Source organism: Pseudomonas sp. B15(2017) (genome assembly GCF_002113215.1).
Lineage (GTDB): Bacteria > Pseudomonadota > Gammaproteobacteria > Pseudomonadales > Pseudomonadaceae > Aquipseudomonas.
In genome coordinates this window covers 41269-61834 of the sequence record NZ_NEJZ01000017.1, presented here as the reverse complement: position 1 = coordinate 61834, position 20566 = coordinate 41269, and the positions used below count along the sequence as shown (strand labels likewise).

Genomic DNA, 20566 nt, shown 5'->3' with positions numbered 1-20566 from the left:
GTCATCCTTGTTGCCAGTGCAGGCGCTTACAAAGTCATCACCAGTGACTCTGGTGTGTGCCAAGTACCGCAGCCAACCACCTACCGGGTGTTCCGGTGACCTCCCGGCAGCTGGCCCGCCGCATTCTGATCCGGCGCGGCTCGTTCTCCGCCATCGGGGTCTTCACCCTTCTGATGCTGCTCAGCGCCCTCGCCGACCGCATCACTCAATAAACCAAGCATTCAATCGCCGCGCTGGGCGCGGCAAGGAATCGTCATGACCGATAAAAAACACACGCCGGGACCGTGGGTCGCTCGACAGATCGGTGGACTGGGGTTCCCGGGGCAAATCGGGTGGGCTATCGATTACAACGAAGACCAGGAACAAGTCGTCGACTTCGTGTACGAGGAAGCAGACGCCAAGCTGATCGCCGCCTCTCCTGCACTACTGGCAGCCGCCAAGAAAACGGTTGATGCATGGGCAAAGTTCATTGACTCATTCAACTATGTGCCGGGCATCGGCGACAGAGCCGAGGACATGGAGTTTCGGGAAATCCTCGAGCTCCGCGCCGCAATCAGCAAAGCCACCGAATAACCCTCCCACAGCGCCCCTCTCCGGTGGCGTGGAGAACAGTCATGTCCGATAAAAACATGCAGATCTGGAACCGGGTTGAAAAAACCGATACCAGGTTCACCAAAGACGCCAAGGTCGGCGGCCAGCAAATCACCAGCCTGAACGGCACGGCCATGATCATGAAGGCCACCGAGGTGTTCGGCCCGGTAGGCATTGGCTTCGGCTGGAAGATAACCGAAGAGCGCTTCGACAAGGGCGCCGAAATGTTTGTTGGCGAAGGTGACAAGCGCGCAAGCCTAGGATTCGAGCTGAACCACACGGTAAAAATCCTGTTCTGGTACAAGATCGACGGCGAGCGCGGTGAGCTGGAGCAGTACGGCTGTACGCCCTACCTCTACAAATCGAAGTTCGGAACCACCACGGACGGCGAGGCGCCGAAGAAGTCCCTCACCGACGCAATCAAAAAGTCCCTTTCGATGCTCGGTTTCAGCGCTGACGTGTTCCTGGGTATGTTCGATGATCGCGATTACGTCCAGCAGCGCCAGGAAGAGGAAGCGATCGAGCTGGCTGTCGACAGGGATGCCGAGATCGCAAAGCAGGCGCAGGACCGGCTCGATTACATCAAGTCAGTCATCGACACCATGCAAGGCGCCAAAACTCCGCACGAACTCAAGAAGATCCACGACACCGCCGTCCGCCAGCTCACGCTGCGCAAGGACGAGAAAGGCGCCGCCCGGATTTCCCTTGAGTGGAGAAAGCTCGCTGAGCCAAAACAGGAGACTGCAGCATGACGCAACTCTACGCACTCACAGGCAAGCTCGCCGAACTTCAGGGAATGGCAGACACCGACGACGAGGGCCTGAAAGAGGCCCTGCAGCACGCGATGGACGAGATCCAAGGCGAGTTCGAGGTGAAGGCCGACAACATCGTGATGCTGCGCCGCAACATTGAAAGCGACGTGACGGCCATCGACACCGAAATTGAACGGCTGACCGAGCTCAAGCGCATCAAGTCCAACAGCGTAGCGCAGATCAGCGATTACCTGCGCCGGAACATGGAAGCCGCCAATCTCAAGTCGATCAAACGCCCGCTATTCACCATCACCTTGGCCCTGGGCAAGGAAAAAGTCATCGTCGACAACGAAGACGCGGTACCGGACGAGCTGACCGCAGTGAAAACCAGCATCGCGCCGGACAAGAATGCGATCGCCGCCAAGCTCAAGGAAATTCGTGAGCACAACGAAGCTGTGCGCAAACGCATGGCCGCCGGCGAAGACGCGGAGCATGAACTGCTACCGGAACCAGCCTGGGCGCACCTTGAGCGTGGCGAAAGCTCGATCCGGATCAAGTGAGGTCAGCATGATCAGCAACCACCTCAACCTGGTGGAGCAGCACCGGCCGGACGCTGAGGCGATCTCTGAACAGGTCGCCCAGTTCCTGGCCGCCGGCGGACAGATCGACCAATTGAAAAGTCCGCCGCGCAACCCGCTGCCACCGCCCCGCTCGAAGAAAATAGACCCTGAAACGGTCCTCAAGCGGCGCCCGAAGCCGATATCGGCCGCTGAACGAAAGGCGCTGCGCAAAATGGCGGACTCGCTATGAAATCGAAACGCAAACCCAACAACGGTTTCGCCCGGGCCGAACGCAGTTGCCGGGCGCTGCTAAGCACCAACCACGTCGCGGTGGTCAACATCGACCCAAGCGGCAGCCAGATCATGGTGAACTGGAAGAACTGTCGGCAGATCCGGAGCTTGGCGATCGCCAACGCCCTGTTCGACTTCTCCTATCACTGGACGATCTACATCGCCGCCATGTGCCGGAATGAGCTGGGCGCCGAGTACCTGAAGTCCACGGAGATCTCGCCACAGGGCATGTACAAGGTCGAACGCCTGACGGATGTGATCGAGCATTACTACCTGGAGCTGCGCAACTGCTGCAATCCGAACCACATCCTCGCGTCTGGATGGATTGCCATCCCGGCCGAGGTGTCGCTGGAAGAGGCCGAGGCCGCAAAGCTGTTCCTCGCCGCCGGCGCCTGGAATCAGGTGAAGGTCGCAGCGTGAAACGAACCATCAACCGGGCGGCCACGCGCCGCCGACAGACCTGGCTGGACTTGCCGGCCAGCGGAATTGAAGAGGTAGGCCATGGCCGAAGAACAGGAACTTGCGCCGGAAGAGCCGCGACTGACAGCGGAGGCCATCAAGCAGCGCAAGAAGCGCGAGAAGGCAGCAGCGAAGGACGCTGCATTGGGCGTCGAGAAGTTTACAGTTGAGGTCGCCGGCGTGTTCAAGCCAGACCTCAAGCGGATCATGGCCGCCCACGGCTTCAACAACCAGCAGGAGATTTACCAGAACCTGCTGCGCAACCTGATCGCCGCCGACTTCGAAACCCAGGCCCAGATGCTCAAGTGTGTCACGACACCTTTTGTCGTGTCTGAAAAGGTGTCGCGCATTATTCAGGCCGCCGGCATGAAATCGCTGGCCGACGATCCGCCAGAGCCTGATGATGAGATCGATATCCCGCAATGAAACTCACTTTCGCAGCGCATCCAGCGGTCGAACATCTGGGATTTCAGCCCTCTCGGCGGTTTGGATATCCATCACAGATCAGTCTCTGAGCGACAACAGTTGCACAGGTCGGATGTAGATAGACCGCAGCAAGCTTACCTTGCGCATCATGACCATGATATTCGACACCTGCTCCTGAAATGTATTTCCCGCATTCAAAGCAATCGGTTTCGCTTGCGACTGCCGGAACATACAGATTGGCATCAGGAAAGTTTCGGTGATAGGTCATATCTGTCTCCGATCAAAGGTTGGCCCTCAAATATTACCCACTTATACGAATCACGCCAGCCGGCGAGGCAATCGGCTGTCTGGAGCAGTTATGAATCCCTACCTGATCACGGGCCCGGCCCAGATCGGCATCAGCGGTGGTCGCACCAGCGGGCACATGGTCTACAAGATTCTCGAAGCGCATGGCGGAGTTCTGCCACCGGACGTTCACCTGTTCTTCCAGAATACCGGCAAGGAGCGCGAGGAAACGCTGGTCTTCATCGACCAAATCGCCAAGAGTTGGAGAGTGAACATCGTCTGGATGGAGTGGTGTCGCGTGTACGGCCAGCCCGATGACGCGCCCTGGTACAAGCTGGTGGACTTCGAGACGGCCAGCCGCAACGGGGAGCCGTTCACTATGATGCTCGAGTATTACGCCGCATACCGGAAAGCAGAGAAGAACCTGCCGCCGGTGCTGCCGAACTTCTCGAACAACATGTGCACGGCATACCTGAAGGTGAAGATCGGCGAGAAGCACATGCGCGCCTTGGGTTACACCGAGTGGGATTGCGTCGTGGGGATCCGGTACGACGAGCCTAAACGCTACCATCGAATGATGGCCGCCAATGATCGCGGCGGCACCCGCTGGGACAACGTCTGCCCATCCTTCACCGCCGGCATCACCAAAGAGGATGTCGGCGCGTTCTGGGCGGCCCAGCCCTTCGATCTCGGCATGGACTCAGACTTCGGCAACTGCGACCTGTGCTGGAAGAAGAACGAAGGAAAGCTCATCAAGACCATCATGGATGACCCGTCGCGGGTTATCTGGTGGTCGGGCACTGAAGAACGGTTCGGCCAGGTGTTTCGACAGGATCGTGCTGATTACAAAACGATGGGCTGGTCTGCCGAGCAACGCTCCAGACAGACCAACTTCCATTTCGAGTATCTGGCAGAAGACATCGATTGTTTCTGCGGGGATTAATCACTTCATTGCTTTAACTCTTCTCCATTCGTTTTTTATTATTGTTTGGGTAACTCTTACCACTACACCACCTAAGTCCGCAGTAGGTTTGCAACTCACAGATGCTTGAATGTATGCATTCATAGCCCCTAAGAGTTCGTCTGTTTCTTTTTCTGTAGGATTTGTATATAGCTGAACCCTAGAATAATGCAACTTTGCCGTCATTAGGCTGCGAGCAAAATCGGTGTAAAGTTGGCTATATAAATCTTTTGAGCGCTGCACATCTTCAGGGGTTTGTGGGTTCGAAGGAGTTTTATCATGAAGCTTCCCCGATGCGGCGGCGAGTTCGTCACCTGTGGCGATAAACAACGCCACCTCATCCCTCAAGCTATTTATCCAATCCTGCCTGCTGCGTGCGACAGCTTCAGCTTTTGAATGCGCTATACGGCTAGCCTCTTGTGCATCGGCCAATTCTTTTTGAGCCTTGATAGTCTTACGAAAAGAATAAGCCGTATACAAAGTAGTGATTAGCACCACAGCGATTGTTGCTAGTGAGGTTCCGACGGCAGTCCAAACTGCAGTCCAGTCTGTTCCCGTATCTAATTCTATTTTAGGAACTCTGTGAATTGTCATCATCAGATTTTCTATGCTCACTAGCTGCCTCTTTTAAATAGTAAAAACTCGGAACCAATAAACCACAAACCAACATCAAATTGCTACTTCACCGCCCGGGCATGCCCCGGCATAGGACGCACATGCCCACTGCAATCGATTTGTTCGCCGGTCTCGGCGGATGGTCAACCGGTGCCCGCGATGCCGGCATCGAAGTAATCTGGGCGGCCAACCACTGGCCGGTCGCCGTCGAATGGCACAGCGCCAACCACCCGGAAGCGATACACGTCTGCCAGGACTTGCACCAAGCGGATTGGTCGAAGGTTCCGGCCCACGACATCATGCTGGCCTCCCCATGCTGTCAGGGTCACTCGAAAGCACGCGGCAAGAAGTCAGGTAACGCTCAGCACGACGCCTCCCGGTCAACAGCGTGGGCCGTGGTGTCCGCCGCCGAGTTCCACCACCCCGAAGTGGTTTTGGTCGAGAACGTCGAAGAGTTCACCGACTGGGCGCTTTATCCAGCCTGGTCTCAGGCCATGGCCGCGCTGGGCTACATGATCGCGCCCCATGTCGTGGATTGCGCAGACCTCGGTGTACCTAAGCACCGCGTCAGGCTGTTCCTGGTCTGCACGCGCAGTAAGTCGCCGCTGATGCTCGAGCTGCACCGCCGCCAGCACGTGCCAGCGGCCAGCTTCCTTGAGTTCGAAGCCGGCCGCTGGTCACCAATCGAGAAGCCGGGCCGCGCACAGGCCACGCTGGACCGGGTCAGAAACGGCCGGGAACGCTTCGGCGACCAGTTCATCATGCCCTACTATGGCAAAGGCTCTGGACTTACCGGGCGCGACATCAACCGACCGATCGGCACCATCACCACGCTTGACCGGTGGGCTCTCGTGCGTGGCGACCAGATGCGCATGCTTTCAGCAAATGAAGCGCTGGCGGCGATGTCGTTCCCCGCCAACACCCTGCGTCCCGACAACCACCGCCTGACCATGCACATGGCAGGCAACGCAGTGCCGCCACTCGCCGGGCAGCGGATCATCGAGGCATTGAAGGCTGCCGCTTAAATCAGCGAAGCGGCACGACTCGAATCGATCAAAGGAATGGTACCGAGCAGTTGCTGAGTAGTAAGCCAGCGCCGAGTGAGGTCGACATCAAACTTCCAGTTGTGTTCTTTGAAAAGCGCAATCGCCGTCCCTGACAGCCTGTACTCACCACACTCAGAGCAGGCGACTTGTTTGAAGTCTCCCGTCGATGGCACCTCACGTGATTCGGTGCCACAGATAAAGCAATCCATACCCACCTCCATTGGCTGATCGCTGAACTGTAGCTGATCCCTCACCACCCTCTACCGCCCGGGTATGAAACGGCTAACTAGAGGGTAGGATTTCTATAGAAACTCGATGACAAAAAAGGAATTTTCTTCACAAAATATCTGTGCTTCGATTCATCGTCATCGCGATACGTTTTCATATCAAAGCTCTGAGCGTTCTTAATTCCACTCCTAGCCGTATACTCTACTATTACTTCAAACTCCTCAAATTCTTTTAACCCATAAAATCTATAAGTTACCAAATCCCCAGTAAATAGTGGATCCAAATTATCCAAACTTGACGCTCCACTTTTCGCATGAGAATACACATTAATTAACTCACAGTACTCTCCAAAATTCTCAATACTAACAGTGCAGTAAAAACCATCTTCATCCCAACCCGCATAAACCACAAGCGCCTTCAGCAGTGGCTCGATAGAATTTTCATAGTTTATTAAACTTCTTTCCTGGGATGCGACCATCATCTTTTGTTGCGCAACGGAGTTATTTAGCTCTTTGGCTTGAAGCTTCAAAGCATCCGTACTCGCCTTCAACTCTTTCCCCTGTTGCAGATACCCTAGAATAAGCCACAAAAAAGCTAAAGGACCAAATACACCAGCAGCGAGATCTCCTATTTCGTTCAATTTCAACGCAATAAGATCGTCAAACTTTGCACCCATGATGATAACAGCACCACCTATATATAGGGCTGTAAGATACGGCGCCCACCACTCTAGACTCCGGCTCAACCAGAAATTAGCTTGATCAACCCAATAAGTTCGTAAACGATTCAACGAGTTCTTCCTTGTATTGTTTTCGCTACTTTAGCAAAGAAAACACTTTAAACGCAGTAACTCCCTCCCCCTTCAAAGTCAGCCGCTATAGCGGCAAGGACGAGACATGCCTATCGAGAAAATCGAAAAGGAGGCTGACCTCTGCGCGCTGTTCATCCAGGAGTTCAAAGAACTGCCCGGTTGGACGTGCTACCCCGAGGCCGCCGGCTTCGACGTTCTGGTCGTGCACGAGGACGGCCGGCAGATCGGCGTCGAGGCGAAGATGCAGCTGAACGCCAAGGTAGCTGACCAGATCCTGCCGTGTCGCGGCGACGAGCTCTACGGGCGCGCCGGGCCGGATTACCGGCTGGTGATCGTGAGCAAAATCACCGACGCCAGCAAAGGAATCGTGAAGATGCTGGAACACCTCGGCGTGAGGGTCCTCGTACCGAGGTCGAGTTGGACGCGCCACGGTGACTGTTTCACCTTCAGCCTCGATCATTCGCTGCTGGAGGTCAGTAATCACCAACCGTTTTATGACTGGTACATGTTCGACTGGAACCCGCCTGAGCGTTGCCAGGTGCCGGTGCTGGTCACGAACTTGCCCGCCGGCGTTCCCTCTCCTGTTCGCCTGACGCCGTGGAAAGAGTCGGCATTGAAGGTGCTGGCCCAACTGCGTCGTCAGGGCTTCATCACCGCCAAACAGATCGCCAGCCACGGCATCGGCGTCACCGCGTGGACGCAGGCGCCCGGGAGCAAGCCGGCATGGCTGGCCAAGGGCACCGTACGCGGCACCTGGATCGAAACTGAACACATGCCGGCCTTCGACAAGCAGCACCCGGACGTTTACGCCCTGGCCGTCGAAACTCTGGCCGCTTCGGCGCCGGCCGAACTGGAGTTATCGCCATGATCCTCAAATGCATGGCCGGCTGCACCCTCTTCTTCTGGCTTCCATTGGCCCTGACCATAAAGGCGGTGATCGGATGAACGACTATTCAAAACTCAAAGAACTGGCCGAAGGTTGCCGCGACGAAGTCATCCGCTCGGACGGCTGGGCGGGGATGATCGGGGACGCCGGCCTGTTGCACCGCGACGAGCAGTTCCTCAAGGAGTGCTCGCCCGAGGTGGTGCTGGCCCTCATCTCTGAAAGTGAAACGCGCCGCGTCCTGATCAAGGAAATGGACTTGATGTTCGGCCGCTACATCTTGGCTATGCGTTCGGCGCTCATCGAGGAGGAACACGGGAGAGGCCCTGTCGCAGCCATGGAGTGGATTTACAACTCACTGGTTGGGCCGGGTCAGCTCCCGCCGGATGGCGAAACTGACGCCCAGGCCTACTTTGATCGGGAGATTGTTGCGGTCAACACCGGCATGGAAGAGGTGCTGAAATTCCACGAAGCGCAGCGCGCCGCAAAGAAGGTGACGCCATGATCTTCGCCCCGCTCTACATGGCCTACCTCATCTACAAGGGGCCGCGGCGATGACCGAATACCAGCTCTACCTCGGCGACTGCTTGGAGGTCATGAAGCAATTGCCTGACGCCAGCGTCGATATGGTGCTGGCCGATCTGCCCTACGGCTCCACGCAATGTGCCTGGGACACCATAATCCCCCTCGAACCGCTCTGGCGGGAGTACCTGCGAATCGCCAAGCCCGAGGCTGCCATCGTGCTGTGCGCCGCTCAGCCGTTCGCCTCGATGCTGGTGGCGAGTAATCCAAATCTATACCGGTACGAGTGGATCTGGGAGAAAGGCAACGCAACTGGCTTCCTCAACGCCAAGAAGCAGCCGCTGCGGGCACACGAAAGCGCTCAAGTTTTCTATCGCAAGCAGCCGGTGTACAACCCGCAGATGTCAACCGGGCATGAGCGAAAGACGGCGAAGCGCAAGACGGTCAACTCAGAGTGCTACGGCAAGGCATTGGCACTCACCGAGTATGACTCTACGGAACGGTACCCGCGATCGGTGCAGTTCTTCTCGAGCGACAAGCAGACCGGCAGCTTCCACCCTACGCAGAAGCCTGTCGCGTGGATGAAGTTCCTGATCAGCACCTACACCAATGCTGGGCAAACAGTTCTCGATAACTCGATGGGTAGCGGAACCACTGGCGTTGCGTGCATGCAGCTCGGCCGGCAGTTCATCGGCATCGAACGAGATCTCGACGAACAAGGAAACCGGCTTGGCTACCTCGATATCGCCCACGCGAGAATCATCGACGCGATTGCCGTGCGCGACGCCCCGGTACCGCAAATTGATCTGTTCGAGGCTACCGCCTGAAAGCGAGTTGACGACCTATGACCCGATACATAAGCGTCCGCACCGAGGAACTGGCTGGCCAAGCGCTGGACTGGGCAATCAACGCAATCGAGGGTGACCAGCAGCCCGTGGCGGGCCAGCTGGATCTCTTCGCCCTTCCCGACGCCGAGCAACTGATCACGAAGTACGGCGTCTGGGTCGACGCTGGCCACCGGCACTCGTGGCTGGCCGATGCGACGAACGATCCGTTCAACCGCCAGATCGGCGAAACCAGAACTGTCGCCGTGTTCCGCGCCGTGGTCTTCGCCAAGCGCGGCGCCACGGTCGAAGTTCCCGCCGAACTCATCCAGCAGTAACCCCTCCCCCTACTCAACAGCCTGCCGGTGTACGGCGGGCGAGGAATTCGTATGTCTGAAATCGAACGAATCATCGAGGCAATGACTGCCGCTCCCGGCCCAGCCACTGAGGTGGTAACCCTTGAGCGCGCTACGGTCGAGCAGATCCTCAGCGAGATGGAGGAAAAAGATCCTCTCCGGGCTGCGGTGGTCTACCTGCGGCGAGTCTTGGCGGAGCCGAAGCTCGAGCTTTGGGCGATCCACAGCGTGGGGCCGGGTGACGTATCGCCATGCGTCAACAAGGAGGATGCGGCCCAGCGGGCAAAGGAACTACGTGAAATTGGCGAAACGCTGAAGGCAGAGCGGATCGCGCGCGGCGAAAGCGTCGAGCATTGGTCCGACTGGGTGACGAATGTCATCCCTTCGCCGTGGGAGCCAGCCGAACACTTCGAACTGCTGGCAGAGGATGAAAAGGATGAGGCCGAGAGGCTTCGCCTTCTGGTGGACAGCTTGACCGCTGAGAAAGAAAGCCTGCGCAAAGCCATCGCGGGAATGCTTTTCGCCTTTGACGATGGCGTCGGCCGTGAGTGGTCGGCCGATCTGCTCGACTACGCGAGAAAGTTGTGCCCCGCCGAAGAGTTCAAACCCTGAACCATCACCACCTTCTGCCGCCCCGCGCGGCACCGCCCACCCGGGCAAGGAAGTGCGCCATGACCATCACGAAGATCATCAAGGGCCCGCACAAGCTATTCGGGCTCTGGTGGGTAACCGCTGACTGCAACGGCACCAAACAGCACATGTCCTTCCGCACCGAACAACAGGCTCGCGCCATCGCCCCAGGGCAGGACAGCGTGACCCTTCATTAAAACCTTCTGCCGCCGCCGGCGGCGTGGAGAATCCCATGGAAACCGAAATCCTCTCTGACGAGGAACTGGCCGAACTCACCGGCTACAAGGCCAGGGCCTACCAACGCCGCTGGCTGATTGATCGCCAGTGGGTGTTTGTCGAAAGCCGGGGCAAGCGCCCGCTAGTGGGTCGCATGTACGCCCGCATGAAGCTGGGCATGATCAGCCCTACCATTGCCGACCCGAACCCACCGCCGGCCGCGCCGGCATGGACGCCAGACTTTTCGCGAGTGAACTGATATGCGCCCCCGCAAGACCGAGCATCATCACCTGCCACCTCGGATGTACAAACGATCCCGAAAACGCAAGAACGGCACAACCTGGACGGCCTACTACTACCGTGACCTGCTCGGCAAAGACATACCGCTGGGCAAGGATCTCGATAAAGCCCGGTTGAAGTGGGCCGAGCTGGAAGCCAAGGAAAAGCCGCTCGACCTGCGCACCATGAAAGGCATCTTCGATCGGTACATCCGAGACGTGGTGCCGAAGAAGGCGCCGCGCACACAGAAAGACAATCTGGCAGAGATCAAGCAGTTGCGGCCGATGTTCGATAGCGCACCGATCGACTCGATCACGCCGGCAACGATTGCCGGCTACCGTGACGCCAGATCGGCAAAGGTTCGGGCGAATCGCGAGATCGCTACCCTCTCCCATATTTTCAACATTGCTCGGGAGTGGGGCCTGACGACAAAGGAAAACCCTTGCCAGGGTGTGCGCAAGAACAAGGAAACGCCGAGGGACTATTACGCAAATGATGTGGTTTGGGACGCGGTGTACAGAAAGGCAGCTCAGGAGCTGAAAGACGCGATGGACCTGGCCTATCTGACCGGACAACGGCCGGCAGACGTGCTTGTCATGAGGAAGGATGATGTTGAAGGGGGCTATCTAACCGTTCAGCAGAACAAAACGCAGAAGAAGCTGCGCATACAGATAACGACCGCCGGAGAAGCAAACAGCCTGGGCAAGCTGATCACGGCAATCACAGAGCGAAATGCCCAGCACCTTTCGAGTTACCTGATCATCAATCGGAGCGGTAAACGGATGACGGACACGATGCTGAGAAAGCGCTGGGATGCTGCTCGAGAAAAGGCGAAAGCGGCAGCGCTTGAAGTCGGCGACGAGTTGTTTGCAGCCAAGATCGGCGGCTTTCAATTCCGAGATATTCGGCCAAAAGCTGCATCGGAAATCACCGACGTCGGCGAGGCGAGTCTGCTGCTGGGGCACACCAAAGGCGACATCACGGAGCGGGTTTACCGCCGTGTCGGCGCCATCGCCAAACCATCAAAATAGCCCGAATATCGGTTGGATCACTCGAAGCTGGCCCCTTTTGAGTGTGATCTGCATCTCTGATAAGTATTGGTAGCGTTTTCACAACTCTCAGGAATCCCCGTCCTTCCAAAAATGGACTAATAAAAAATAATAAAATTGGATCTACACCCCACCAAACATAGCCTTTAGAGTCAACAAAATAAGCACTTTCAAAAGCTTAGCTTGTCTATCTACTCAATCTGGAGGAGTTCTAATGTCTCGCGAAAATTGGTTCGAAGTATCTCCTGGTGCAGCAAAAGCCATGACCGGTTTGCATCATTACGTCACCACGGGTACGGACCTACCGCCTTCAATAATCCACCTGGTGTTTCTTCGGGTATCGCAGATCAACGGATGCGCTTATTGCATAGATTTGCATTCTCGCGATCTCATCAAAGAATACATGTCGGTGGATAAAGTCCTTATGGTGCCGGTCTGGCACGAAGCAGCATATCTATTTTCCGATCAGGAACGTGCTGCGCTGGCTTGGGCTGAAGAAGTGACTCGGGTTGGAGAAACCCACGTATCCGACGACGCATATGCGGCTGCCTCCGCCGTATTTACAGCTAAAGATCTAGTCGATTTGACCGCGACAATCGCCGCCATGAATGCATTCAACCGTATGGGTGTCACTTTCAGGCTGAAGCCAGCTGCCAAGGCTTAATCACTCTTCAGATAATCCCGATTGCCCGGTGAGGCAAGGCTGCTGGTTCACGCCGAAGGCGACATCACCGATCTGGCTTACCATCGGATCGGTGCCATAGCCAAACCATCGAAATAGCCCGAAAATTCGTTCCATAACTCGAAGCAGGCCCCTTGTAGAATGCGGTCTGTAGAGGTGCTGAAAAATGAAAGTAATGGGACGAAAAATCTCTACAAGCCGCAGCCTGATTGCGTCGATGTAACGGTCTTGAAAACCGTCGACTGTAACAGGTCCATGAGTTCGAATCCCATCGCCTCCGCCATATTTGATACGACAAAGCCCTGATTATTCAGGGCTTTGTCGTTTCTGGCTTTCAGGAAAAATTCTCCTCTGTCTAAGGATCATTTCCACATCTTTTCGCCAGTTTCCGCAACTTGCTCAGCGGTTTATCAGATCCGCCCACAAATCAGTGCTGCGTATGCGACCGCTACAGCCGGCGCAAATTGCCTCACCTGCTGCAATAACGCGGCAGGTGAGGCGTCTACCAGCGCTGCACGGTACAAGATGTAGGTATTACCGTCTTTGCACGGTTCGCGGCGCCCCCGGACAGCCATAGATGTTGCCAAACGCGTCGAACAGGTTTTTCACTTCGATATTCCGAAGGTTGAAGCTGTTATTCGGGATGTTCATCAGCCGCGAGCCTGAGCGCAGCACGTTTTCCCTATTACCCGCCATTCAGGCGTCAGGCTGCCGGCAACGTTGACGTCGAATCCACGACTACGCCTACCTTGGGCGAATCGTCCTCGCGCTTCAGCAGGCGCTCCGTCAAGAGCAACCGCAGCGGGATGCCGCCTGAATCAGGCGCATCCGCAGCAGTGACGTAAGAGGTTCAAATGGCTTGACGCGATCGTCTGCGAGGAAGGCTTTCAGATCCAAGTGCTGGTGCGGTTTGGCTCATCATTGCGACGAACTCTTTAGCTCGCTCGAACCCCCATGCCATTGCACCGGTCATCGTTTCGCCCGGTCGGGAATCGAAACCCTCCTCCAGGAGCATGGTGCCGGCTTGCCCGTATACCCCCAGAAACAGCTGAACGTCGCCAGTTTTGGACGTGCGAACTTGCACGTTTACCAGCTTCCCGCCCGGGAGTATTTCATCCTTGTTTCGAAAATGGATCTCGGGATTGGCCCAACCCCAATAAACGCTTCCACGTGTGCGCATTTCTGATCTCCAATTTCGGTGATCGAGTATGCATCACATTACATTCCGCATCCTATGAACAAGATGAACTCATCAGCGCGAAAACTCTTACTGAGTGGGTTTTAAGAAATTATTGCTGGAAGACTCATCGATAAGTTCTTCGTCGATGGCTGGCACGTCTGGACACGTCAGGCTGTCTGCAAACGCGATCCAGGCTGCGTAGGAACACTTTTGCCTGCTCAGCGCATCCTCCCAAATTTTGCCGGTCATCTCATCTGACACGACCAGCATCATCAGATGATTTGTTGTGGCTTCCAGATCGATCAGATGTTGATGGGATTTGAAGCGAAAATCATCATAAGCCTTCATTAGGACACGCTAACCGATTAGGGCTGGCTCGGAATTACGAGCCGCTATTCCTATGAAATCAGTATGGCACTAACCCTATAGGTTAGATACGAAAGAGAAATCCCCCTCTCCTTCACAGTCAGCCGTTATAGCGTCAAGGACGAGCTCGCCCATGGAAACGATAAAACTGATTCAGCCGGCCCCGGTTGTGCGCGATGAAAACGGGATGTACCAGCACCCCGACATGCCCGACTTCGAAGCATCGGGACGCGGCGCGGGAAAAAGCAAAACTGGAAGCGCTTGAGAAAGGTGACGAGCCGCTCGCCGACCGGATCGGGGAATTCCAGTTTTGCGACATTCGCCCAAATGCGCGTCAGAGATCAGCGATGTGAGCGACGTCCGTTCCATAACTCAAAGCAGGCCCCTTGTAGAGTGCGGTCTGTAGAGGACAGGGCCGTAAGGTCATTTCTGAAGACCCGGTGCCAGATGTATGCGCAGTCGTGCCGCCACGCAGCCAAGGAAAGCAACCTGTTCGCCGATCATTGCGCCTCGAAGCGTTGTTCATCGAGGCGCAAATCACTTTCTGCCCTGCGGCATTTCAATCGATAAGTTCTTTGGCCGTGGCTGCCAGTTGACTGCCAACACGATCTTTCAGCGCTTCAATAAACCGGGTGATTTTCGCATCGACAAACTGCCGGGAGGTATAAACGGCGTACACGTTGCGCTCATAGGTATGGTAGTCAGGCAAAACCCGCATGAGCTTGCCGGAACGCAAATCGTCGATGGCCGTGAACCCGGCCAGCAAGCCAATCCCCGCCCCCTCTCGAATGGCATGCGCCATCGCATCCATATCGTTGACGCTGAAACTTGGCCCTGTCGGGACGAATGTCGCGTCCCCCGCTTTGCTCTTTAGCTGCCACTCATCCCGCACATAGTCCACGGTACTTAACAACAGACACTGGTGATCGCGCAGATCTTCAGGCGTCTGCGGGGCCGCATGCCGTGCCAGGTAATCTGGCGACGCCACCAGCACACAATGGCTGACACCGATCTTCTGGCTGACATACGCCGAATCGGGGAGCGCGCGGGCGATCAGAATCGAGACATCCAGTTGGTCTTCCAACAGGTTAGGCATGCGTTGCGAGAGCAATAAATCCACGGTCACTTCAGGAAATTGCTGGCGGTATTCCAGTACAGCCCCGGTGACCAGATGCCGAGCCAGTCCAGGGACGCAATGTACCCTCAGTGTTCCCCGAGGCTCCAGCGCGGCATTGCTGGCTTCGGCTTCGGCACTCTCCAGGTCAGCCAGAATTTTCGTGCAGCGCTCGTAGAACCGTCGCCCCGCATCGGTGACCGAGAGGCGTCGGGTCGAGCGCTGCAACAGGCGCGTATCGAGCACGTTTTCCAGCGCAGAGACCGCACGCGATACGTTACCGACCGTTGAGTCCAGATGATTGGCCACGGCCGTGAAACTGCCCATCTCGACAACCTTTATGTACACCGACATGTTCGAAAGCTTATCCATCGCGACCTTCCTGTAGATCTGACGCTCACCCGTGATAAGGCGCATTTTTTCCGGATGCTACACGTTCGGCCCGAGGCTCGATATTACCTCTGGCGACAACAATCATTCCCTCTGGCCCGTCTAAATCGATGGGCGCTCCTTCCATAGACTTGGTTGCACAGGCCGCCTGAACAGGCGCCGGGTTTGATACGAATCTCCGACAACCAACTGAAGGGCACATCATGAAGATTTCCTACGATCCGCTTTATCTTTTCATCGGGGGTGAATGGATCAGTGCCGACGGGCGCGATACTGCCGCCGTCGTTAACCCGGCTACCGGCCGGGAAATCGGGCGCGTCCCACTTGCCACCGCAGGCGATCTTGATCACGCCTTGGAAGTGACTCGCCTGAGCTTCGAGCAGTGGCGCCAGACCGTACCTGACCAACGCGCCAGGATCCTCAAGCGTGCCGCCGACCTGATCCTCGAACGTGCACCGCAGATTGCCGCGCAGATGACCCTGGAGGAAGGTAAACCGCTGGGTGAAAGCCTGGATGAAGTGACCCGCGCGGCAGAGTATTTCGAATGGTTCGCCGAAAGCGCACGGCGTATCGATGGCCGTGTGGTCCCGGCCAACCGGCCAGGCGTATTGCAACTGGTCAAACGCCAGGCTATCGGCCCAGTGGCCGCATTTACACCGTGGAATTTTCCGGCCATTACCCCGGCACGCAAGCTCTCGGCAGCGCTGGCCGCCGGTTGCAGCGTCATTCTCAAACCTGGTGAAGAAAGTCCCTCCACAGCGTTGGCCCTGGCGCGTGCACTCGACGATGCAGGATTGCCCAAGGGTGTGTTGCAAGTGGTCTTTGGCGTACCGGACCAAGTGTCCAGCCATCTGATCGCCTCGCCGGTCATTCGCAAAGTGACCTTCACCGGTTCGGTGCCCATCGGTCGTTTGCTGTCTGCGCGAGCTGCTGAAGGCGTCAAGCCCATCACCCTTGAACTGGGGGGGCACGGACCGGTGCTGGTGTTCGAGGATGCCGACATTGAAAAAGCCGCTATCGAAGGCGTCGCCAACCGCTTTCGCGGCACCGGGCAGGTGTGCATTTCATCCACTCGGTTTCTGATCCAGCGTGGCGCCTATCAAGCCTTCGTCGATCATTTTGTCGCGGCGACCGAAGCCCTGAGGATCGGTGACGGCCTGCATCCGGACACTCAGGTCGGCCCCCTGGCCAACCCAAGGCAATTGGCAAAAATGGAAGAACTGGTCGCCGATGCCGTCGAGAAAGGTGCACGGGTATTGGTCGGTGGTGAAGCCTTGTCAGGCGAAGGCTACTTCTTCCAACCCACGGTTCTGGCAGATGTGCCGATGAACGCCCGCGTCATGCACGAAGAACCCTTCGGCCCCATTGCCGTACTGATGCCGTTCGATGAACTGGCCGATGGGCTGCAGGAAGCCAACCGCCTGCCCTACGGACTCTCGGCCTACGCGTTCACCTCCAACGCGCGCACGGCCATTGATGTCGCTGACGGATTGGAGGCCGGGATGATCGGCATCAACCAATATCGCATCGTCGCAACCGAGCTCCCGTTCGGCGGCATGAAAGAAAGCGGTCACGGCTCCGAAGGCGGCATTGAAGGCATCGAGCACTATCTCACCCACAAATTCATCAGCCAGGTTTAAGGAACTCGCCCATGTCCAAGCTCGATTTCAGCAGCCCTCGCGAAGCAGCGCGCGCGTTCACGCCGAAGCTGTCGCAATTCGTCGACTCGACGCTTTATCCGCAGATCTGGAGTGACCCGGCGCTGTCCCCGCGCGACCGTAGCCTGATCACCGTGGCGGCCTTGATAGCCGGTGGTCACTCGGAAGAGTTGCCTGCCCACTTGCGCCGGGCGGCTGGCAACGGAGTGACCCGCGACGAAATGGAAGCAGCGATCACGCACCTGGCTTTCTATGTGGGCTTGCCTGGCGCCATTACCGCATCGGCGATCGCCAACGCCACGTTCAGCGAAACGGAGAACAATTGAATGAAAGCCATCAACATCAAGCAGTTTGGTGCGCCAGACGTCCTGGAATTAGTAGAGGTCGCCAATCCTGAAGTCCGTCCTGACGACCTGCTGGTGCGTGTCTATGCCGCCGGGGTGAACCGTGCGGACCTGACTCACCGGACCGGTGGGTACGGCCATCCGAACTTCGGTGACTCCCTGATCATCGGCCTGGAAATCGCCGGCGAAGTGATCGGCAAAGGGAGTGCGGTTACAGGGTTCGAGGTAGGAGATCGAGTCATGGGCGTGGTCGGCGGCGGTGCCTACGCCGAGTTGGCCCGCGTCGATTACCGCATGGCCATGCACATCCCCGCGCAGCTTGATTATGTACACGCGGCAGCCATTCCCGAGGTCTTCGTCACGGCCCATGAAGCAATGATGCATCTGGCTCGGCTCAAGGCTGGCGATTCAGTGTTGATTCACGCGGCCGCTGGCGGCGTCGGGTCTGCCGCTGTGCAGTTGGCTTACGCCACCGGCGCCACGGTGTATGCGACAACCGAAGGCAGCAAGTTGGCGCGTGTCGAGCATTTGGGCGCTGACGTGGCGATCGATTATAAGACGCAGGACTTCGCTGAAGTGATCGCCGACAAAACCCAGGGTCGCGGCGTCGATGTGATCATCGACTTTATCGGAGAACCCTACTTCGCCCGCAATATTGCATCCCTTGCACGGGGCGGTCGCTTGGTTCAGGTCGGGATTCTCGCCGGTGGCGGGAACGTCACGGTGGCACTGGAGAACATCCTTTACCGCCACTTGCAAATCATCGGTACGGTCATGAAGTCGCGCACGCAGCCGGAGAAGCACGCGATGATCAAGCGTTTCCGCGAGCACTGGCTTGATCGCTTCGAGGGTGCCGGAAGCCTTGAGCCGGTTGTCGACAGCACGTTTGCGCTCTCAAGGGCTGCCGATGCTCACCGCCGGATGGAATCTTCCCGGAACGTCGGGAAAATCATTTTGACGATGCGACCTGAAGACTTGATTCAAGTATGACCACAGGGGGGATATAGCTGAAAAACGGTGCCCTTGATGGGCACCTTCAACGGGTGTGGGGAACACCTCTGAGCAGTGCGCTCCTAATCGGCTGAAGAGGGATTGCGACGGCGAAAAGCCCTTATTCCAGGCGAACGCAGTGGCGCTCGAACAATCTCGGTCGGTGCCCAAGTGGTGGTTATAGGCGAGAGAGCCACTGCAATGGCGAACGCATTCAGTCCCCCTGTGCCAATAACATCAGAGCAGATAGCGCTTTTTTCGCCATTGAAGGTACACGCGGCAAGATTATCAAAGAGCATCCGAGTGCGAGTGCAATCGCAAACCCGATCCCGGTGGACGCGCCGGTAACGACGGCAACCTGATCAGCGAATTTACCTGACATAACTGACTCCTCAATCTCGGTTGTATGGCTCGACTGGAACCAAAGTGCGGCCATTTTGCGAGGAGTCAGGCGCGCAGCGGCACTGCCATAAATGAACATTGGCCGTTCATTTATGTGAGGCGTCAGCGAAGGGATGATCGTTTAGATTGAGGTCAGCTGATTAAAAGCATGACCCGCAATCGAGAATATTCCGGAACCGAAGGGTTCCAGAAAGGAGACCTTATGCCTCACAAAGAAGTAGCTCTGGCGGAACCGCGGCGCTGGCTGATGTTCGCCATATTGTTGGTCGGTGCATTCTTGCCGCCGCTGGATTTTTTTATCGTCAACGTAGCGCTGCCCTCGATTCAGCAATCGCTGGGCACAGCCTCCTCCGCTGAACAGTTGATCATCTCTTCGTATGCAGCCCTTTATGCCGTGACACTGATCACCGGCGGACGCCTTGGGGACATCTTTGGTCGCATGAAAATGTTCTTCGTTGGCCTGATTGGTTTTGCTGTTGCCTCACTGATCTGCGGTGTCGCCGAGTCACCCTGGGTGTTGATCGCCGGACGCTCGCTGCAAGGCGTGACGGCAGCCATCATGGCGCCTCAGGCACTCGCCTCAGTGCAGGCGATATTTCCGGAGTCCGAAAAGGCCTTGGCGCTGAGCCTGTATGGCGCGGTGTTTGGCTTGGCGTCGGTAATCGGCCAGGCGCTTGGCGGGATTCTGATTTCGCTCAATCTGATGAACCTGGGCTGGCGGGCGATATTTCTGGTGAATCTACCGATTGCGTTGCTGGTCATCCTGATCGCCATCCCTGTGGTCAAGGAAACCCGCGCCCCCCAGCCCAGCAAGCTGGATCTGGGAGGAACGCTGTTGTCGATGGTGACGCTTGCGGCGCTGATCGTTCCACTGATCGAGGGACGTGAAGCAGGCTGGCCGTTGTGGGCCTGGCTGTCGCTGGCAGCGGCGCCACTGCTGGCCTGGCTGTTCTGGCGCTACGAAACCCGGTTGTATCAGGCGCAAGGCGCGCCGTTGCTGAGCCCTGCTGCACTGCGTGCGCCCGGGCTGGGTCGCGCATTGCTGGTCGCGCTGACCTTCTACGCGATCGGCGTGTTCTTCCTGTTGTTTTCCATTTATTTACAGGGAGCCCTGCATACGAGCCCACTCAGTGCAGGCCTGGTCTTTCTGCCATTCGGCGCCGGTTTCTTGCTGGGTCCGCTCGCCACCCATCAGTTCCGGCGTTTGCTGGGGTCTTATGTGAATCCCTTCGGAATGGCGCTCGAAGTGCTGGGTTTTGTGCTGTTGGCCTGGCTCGTGGCGCACACACCGACGGCCGTCACGCCCTCTGCGCTGTCCCTTGCCGTGATTCTCTTTCTGATCGGCTTCGGACAAGGACTTGCCGTTCCGACATTGATGCGCATGATCACGGGACGCGTGGCACCGGCGTATTCCGGCATGATTGCGGGCATCACCAGTTCCACCTTGCAAATCAGCACGTCGCTGAGCGTGGCGATCATCGGTGGCATCTTTTACACGCTTCTGGGCACGAACACGGATGCGGCGGCCGTCACCCACGCCTTCACCGTCGCCATACTGTGCATCGCGGCCTGTCTGGCGGCAGGCGCAGGACTGAGCCTGACGCTGGCACGTCAACCTGCTGCATAGCCCCAAACGGTGGCCATGCAGCCGGCAGC

Annotated in this window: 30 protein-coding genes and 1 pseudogene; 23 read left to right on the top strand and 8 right to left on the bottom strand. The window is 57.1% G+C overall.

Going from position 1 to position 20566, the window contains the following annotated elements; all coding sequences use genetic code 11:
• Nucleotides 1-56 precede the first annotated feature (56 nt).
• The 7 genes from CAF73_RS30255 to CAF73_RS22645 all read left to right on the top strand — a co-directional run bounded on the left by CAF73_RS30255 (nucleotide 57) and on the right by CAF73_RS22645 (nucleotide 3079).
• Nucleotides 57-212, top strand: a complete 156-nt coding sequence (locus CAF73_RS30255) for a hypothetical protein (protein WP_176247755.1) — start codon at nucleotides 57-59, stop codon at nucleotides 210-212.
• Between the two features lie 43 nt (nucleotides 213-255).
• Nucleotides 256-573, top strand: coding sequence for a hypothetical protein (locus CAF73_RS22670; RefSeq protein WP_085703891.1), 318 nt, complete (start codon nucleotides 256-258; stop codon nucleotides 571-573).
• Between the two features lie 41 nt (nucleotides 574-614).
• On the top strand, nucleotides 615-1343 hold the full coding sequence (locus tag CAF73_RS22665) for a hypothetical protein (protein WP_085703890.1): 729 nt from the start codon (nucleotides 615-617) through the stop codon (nucleotides 1341-1343).
• The gene (locus tag CAF73_RS22660) at nucleotides 1340-1903 is read left to right on the top strand and encodes a siphovirus Gp157 family protein (protein ID WP_085703889.1); all 564 of its coding nucleotides are present in this window, start codon (nucleotides 1340-1342) and stop codon (nucleotides 1901-1903) included. The genes CAF73_RS22665 and CAF73_RS22660 overlap by 4 nt, the downstream gene beginning before the upstream one ends.
• Nucleotides 1904-1910: 7 nt before the next feature.
• Complete coding sequence (locus CAF73_RS22655; protein WP_085703888.1) at nucleotides 1911-2153, top strand: hypothetical protein; 243 nt, start codon at nucleotides 1911-1913, stop codon at nucleotides 2151-2153.
• Nucleotides 2150-2614, top strand: coding sequence for a hypothetical protein (locus tag CAF73_RS22650; protein WP_085703887.1), 465 nt, complete (start codon nucleotides 2150-2152; stop codon nucleotides 2612-2614). The genes CAF73_RS22655 and CAF73_RS22650 overlap by 4 nt, the downstream gene beginning before the upstream one ends.
• An 81-nt stretch (nucleotides 2615-2695) precedes the next feature.
• The gene (locus tag CAF73_RS22645) at nucleotides 2696-3079 is read left to right on the top strand and encodes a hypothetical protein (RefSeq protein ID WP_085703886.1); all 384 of its coding nucleotides are present in this window, start codon (nucleotides 2696-2698) and stop codon (nucleotides 3077-3079) included.
• A gap of 43 nt (nucleotides 3080-3122) precedes the next feature.
• Here the strand turns inward: CAF73_RS22645 and CAF73_RS29965 are convergent, their stop codons facing one another.
• The gene (locus CAF73_RS29965; RefSeq protein ID WP_139834865.1) at nucleotides 3123-3347 is read right to left on the bottom strand and encodes a hypothetical protein; all 225 of its coding nucleotides are present in this window, start codon (nucleotides 3345-3347) and stop codon (nucleotides 3123-3125) included.
• 90 nt (nucleotides 3348-3437) lie between these two features.
• Between CAF73_RS29965 and CAF73_RS22640 the strand changes: the two genes are divergently transcribed.
• The gene (locus tag CAF73_RS22640; RefSeq protein WP_085703885.1) at nucleotides 3438-4307 is read left to right on the top strand and encodes a hypothetical protein; all 870 of its coding nucleotides are present in this window, start codon (nucleotides 3438-3440) and stop codon (nucleotides 4305-4307) included.
• Here the strand turns inward: CAF73_RS22640 and CAF73_RS29960 are convergent, their stop codons facing one another.
• On the bottom strand, nucleotides 4308-4940 hold the full coding sequence (locus tag CAF73_RS29960) for a tail fiber assembly protein (protein WP_139834864.1): 633 nt from the start codon (nucleotides 4938-4940) through the stop codon (nucleotides 4308-4310).
• 101 nt (nucleotides 4941-5041) lie between these two features.
• On the opposite strand from CAF73_RS29960, the gene CAF73_RS22635 reads away from it, so the two are divergent.
• The gene (locus tag CAF73_RS22635; protein ID WP_085703884.1) at nucleotides 5042-5965 is read left to right on the top strand and encodes a DNA cytosine methyltransferase; all 924 of its coding nucleotides are present in this window, start codon (nucleotides 5042-5044) and stop codon (nucleotides 5963-5965) included.
• Here the strand turns inward: CAF73_RS22635 and CAF73_RS22630 are convergent.
• The gene (locus CAF73_RS22630) at nucleotides 5962-6195 is read right to left on the bottom strand and encodes a hypothetical protein (RefSeq protein ID WP_085703883.1); all 234 of its coding nucleotides are present in this window, start codon (nucleotides 6193-6195) and stop codon (nucleotides 5962-5964) included. The two genes, CAF73_RS22635 and CAF73_RS22630, sit on opposite strands and share 4 nt — an antisense overlap.
• A 77-nt stretch (nucleotides 6196-6272) precedes the next feature.
• The gene (locus CAF73_RS22625; protein ID WP_085703882.1) at nucleotides 6273-7004 is read right to left on the bottom strand and encodes a hypothetical protein; all 732 of its coding nucleotides are present in this window, start codon (nucleotides 7002-7004) and stop codon (nucleotides 6273-6275) included.
• A 106-nt stretch (nucleotides 7005-7110) separates the two neighbouring features.
• Between CAF73_RS22625 and CAF73_RS22620 the strand changes: the two genes are divergently transcribed.
• The 9 genes from CAF73_RS22620 to CAF73_RS22585 all read left to right on the top strand — a co-directional run bounded on the left by CAF73_RS22620 (nucleotide 7111) and on the right by CAF73_RS22585 (nucleotide 12448).
• On the top strand, nucleotides 7111-7893 hold the full coding sequence (locus tag CAF73_RS22620; RefSeq protein WP_085703881.1) for a hypothetical protein: 783 nt from the start codon (nucleotides 7111-7113) through the stop codon (nucleotides 7891-7893).
• Between the two features lie 73 nt (nucleotides 7894-7966).
• Nucleotides 7967-8413, top strand: coding sequence for a hypothetical protein (locus CAF73_RS22615; RefSeq protein WP_085703880.1), 447 nt, complete (start codon nucleotides 7967-7969; stop codon nucleotides 8411-8413).
• Between the two features lie 49 nt (nucleotides 8414-8462).
• Nucleotides 8463-9257 (top strand): site-specific DNA-methyltransferase, encoded by a 795-nt coding sequence (locus CAF73_RS22610; protein WP_085703879.1) that lies wholly within the window; start codon nucleotides 8463-8465, stop codon nucleotides 9255-9257.
• Between the two features lie 17 nt (nucleotides 9258-9274).
• Nucleotides 9275-9592: a hypothetical protein gene (locus CAF73_RS22605; protein WP_085703878.1), complete on the top strand. Its 318-nt coding sequence runs from the start codon at nucleotides 9275-9277 to the stop codon at nucleotides 9590-9592.
• Between the two features lie 51 nt (nucleotides 9593-9643).
• Nucleotides 9644-10222 (top strand): hypothetical protein, encoded by a 579-nt coding sequence (locus CAF73_RS22600; RefSeq protein ID WP_085703877.1) that lies wholly within the window; start codon nucleotides 9644-9646, stop codon nucleotides 10220-10222.
• A 59-nt stretch (nucleotides 10223-10281) separates the two neighbouring features.
• A complete protein-coding gene (locus CAF73_RS30250; protein WP_176247756.1) occupies nucleotides 10282-10437 on the top strand; it encodes a hypothetical protein in 156 nt (51 codons plus the stop codon).
• Nucleotides 10438-10472: 35 nt separating this feature from the next.
• On the top strand, nucleotides 10473-10715 hold the full coding sequence (locus CAF73_RS22595; protein ID WP_039772214.1) for a DUF4224 domain-containing protein: 243 nt from the start codon (nucleotides 10473-10475) through the stop codon (nucleotides 10713-10715).
• Between the two features lies 1 nt (nucleotide 10716).
• Nucleotides 10717-11766, top strand: coding sequence for a tyrosine-type recombinase/integrase (locus CAF73_RS22590; protein ID WP_085703876.1), 1050 nt, complete (start codon nucleotides 10717-10719; stop codon nucleotides 11764-11766).
• Nucleotides 11767-11998: 232 nt separating this feature from the next.
• Nucleotides 11999-12448, top strand: coding sequence for a carboxymuconolactone decarboxylase family protein (locus CAF73_RS22585; RefSeq protein ID WP_064596093.1), 450 nt, complete (start codon nucleotides 11999-12001; stop codon nucleotides 12446-12448).
• Between the two features lie 552 nt (nucleotides 12449-13000).
• On the opposite strand, the pseudogene CAF73_RS30565 reads toward CAF73_RS22585, so the two are convergent.
• Together CAF73_RS30565 and CAF73_RS22570 are read right to left on the bottom strand one after the other, a co-directional pair.
• Nucleotides 13001-13245 (bottom strand): annotated as a pseudogene (locus tag CAF73_RS30565) (hypothetical protein); the annotation flags it as partial.
• A 488-nt stretch (nucleotides 13246-13733) separates the two neighbouring features.
• Nucleotides 13734-13994 (bottom strand): hypothetical protein, encoded by a 261-nt coding sequence (locus CAF73_RS22570; RefSeq protein ID WP_085700763.1) that lies wholly within the window; start codon nucleotides 13992-13994, stop codon nucleotides 13734-13736.
• Nucleotides 13995-14145: 151 nt separating this feature from the next.
• On the opposite strand from CAF73_RS22570, the gene CAF73_RS30555 reads away from it, so the two are divergent.
• Complete coding sequence (locus tag CAF73_RS30555; protein ID WP_256574784.1) at nucleotides 14146-14277, top strand: hypothetical protein; 132 nt, start codon at nucleotides 14146-14148, stop codon at nucleotides 14275-14277.
• Between the two features lie 294 nt (nucleotides 14278-14571).
• Here the strand turns inward: CAF73_RS30555 and CAF73_RS22565 are convergent, their stop codons facing one another.
• Nucleotides 14572-15498, bottom strand: coding sequence for a LysR family transcriptional regulator (locus CAF73_RS22565; RefSeq protein ID WP_085700764.1), 927 nt, complete (start codon nucleotides 15496-15498; stop codon nucleotides 14572-14574).
• A gap of 221 nt (nucleotides 15499-15719) precedes the next feature.
• Between CAF73_RS22565 and CAF73_RS22560 the strand changes: the two genes are divergently transcribed.
• The 3 genes from CAF73_RS22560 to CAF73_RS22550 are packed head-to-tail and all read left to right on the top strand — an operon-like array spanning nucleotide 15720 to nucleotide 18508.
• Nucleotides 15720-17156, top strand: a complete 1437-nt coding sequence (locus tag CAF73_RS22560; protein WP_085700765.1) for an NAD-dependent succinate-semialdehyde dehydrogenase — start codon at nucleotides 15720-15722, stop codon at nucleotides 17154-17156.
• Between the two features lie 11 nt (nucleotides 17157-17167).
• A complete protein-coding gene (locus CAF73_RS22555) occupies nucleotides 17168-17500 on the top strand; it encodes a carboxymuconolactone decarboxylase family protein (protein ID WP_085700766.1) in 333 nt (110 codons plus the stop codon).
• Nucleotides 17501-18508, top strand: coding sequence for an NAD(P)H-quinone oxidoreductase (locus CAF73_RS22550; RefSeq protein ID WP_085703874.1), 1008 nt, complete (start codon nucleotides 17501-17503; stop codon nucleotides 18506-18508). It begins immediately after the preceding gene.
• 214 nt (nucleotides 18509-18722) lie between these two features.
• Here the strand turns inward: CAF73_RS22550 and CAF73_RS30550 are convergent, their stop codons facing one another.
• Nucleotides 18723-18989 carry a hypothetical protein gene (locus tag CAF73_RS30550; RefSeq protein WP_085703873.1) on the bottom strand — a complete coding sequence of 89 codons (267 nt, stop codon included), beginning with the start codon at nucleotides 18987-18989 and terminating at the stop codon, nucleotides 18723-18725.
• Between the two features lie 123 nt (nucleotides 18990-19112).
• Between CAF73_RS30550 and CAF73_RS22540 the strand changes: the two genes are divergently transcribed.
• The gene (locus tag CAF73_RS22540; RefSeq protein WP_085703872.1) at nucleotides 19113-20537 is read left to right on the top strand and encodes an MFS transporter; all 1425 of its coding nucleotides are present in this window, start codon (nucleotides 19113-19115) and stop codon (nucleotides 20535-20537) included.
• The last annotated feature ends 29 nt before the right edge of the window (nucleotides 20538-20566 follow it).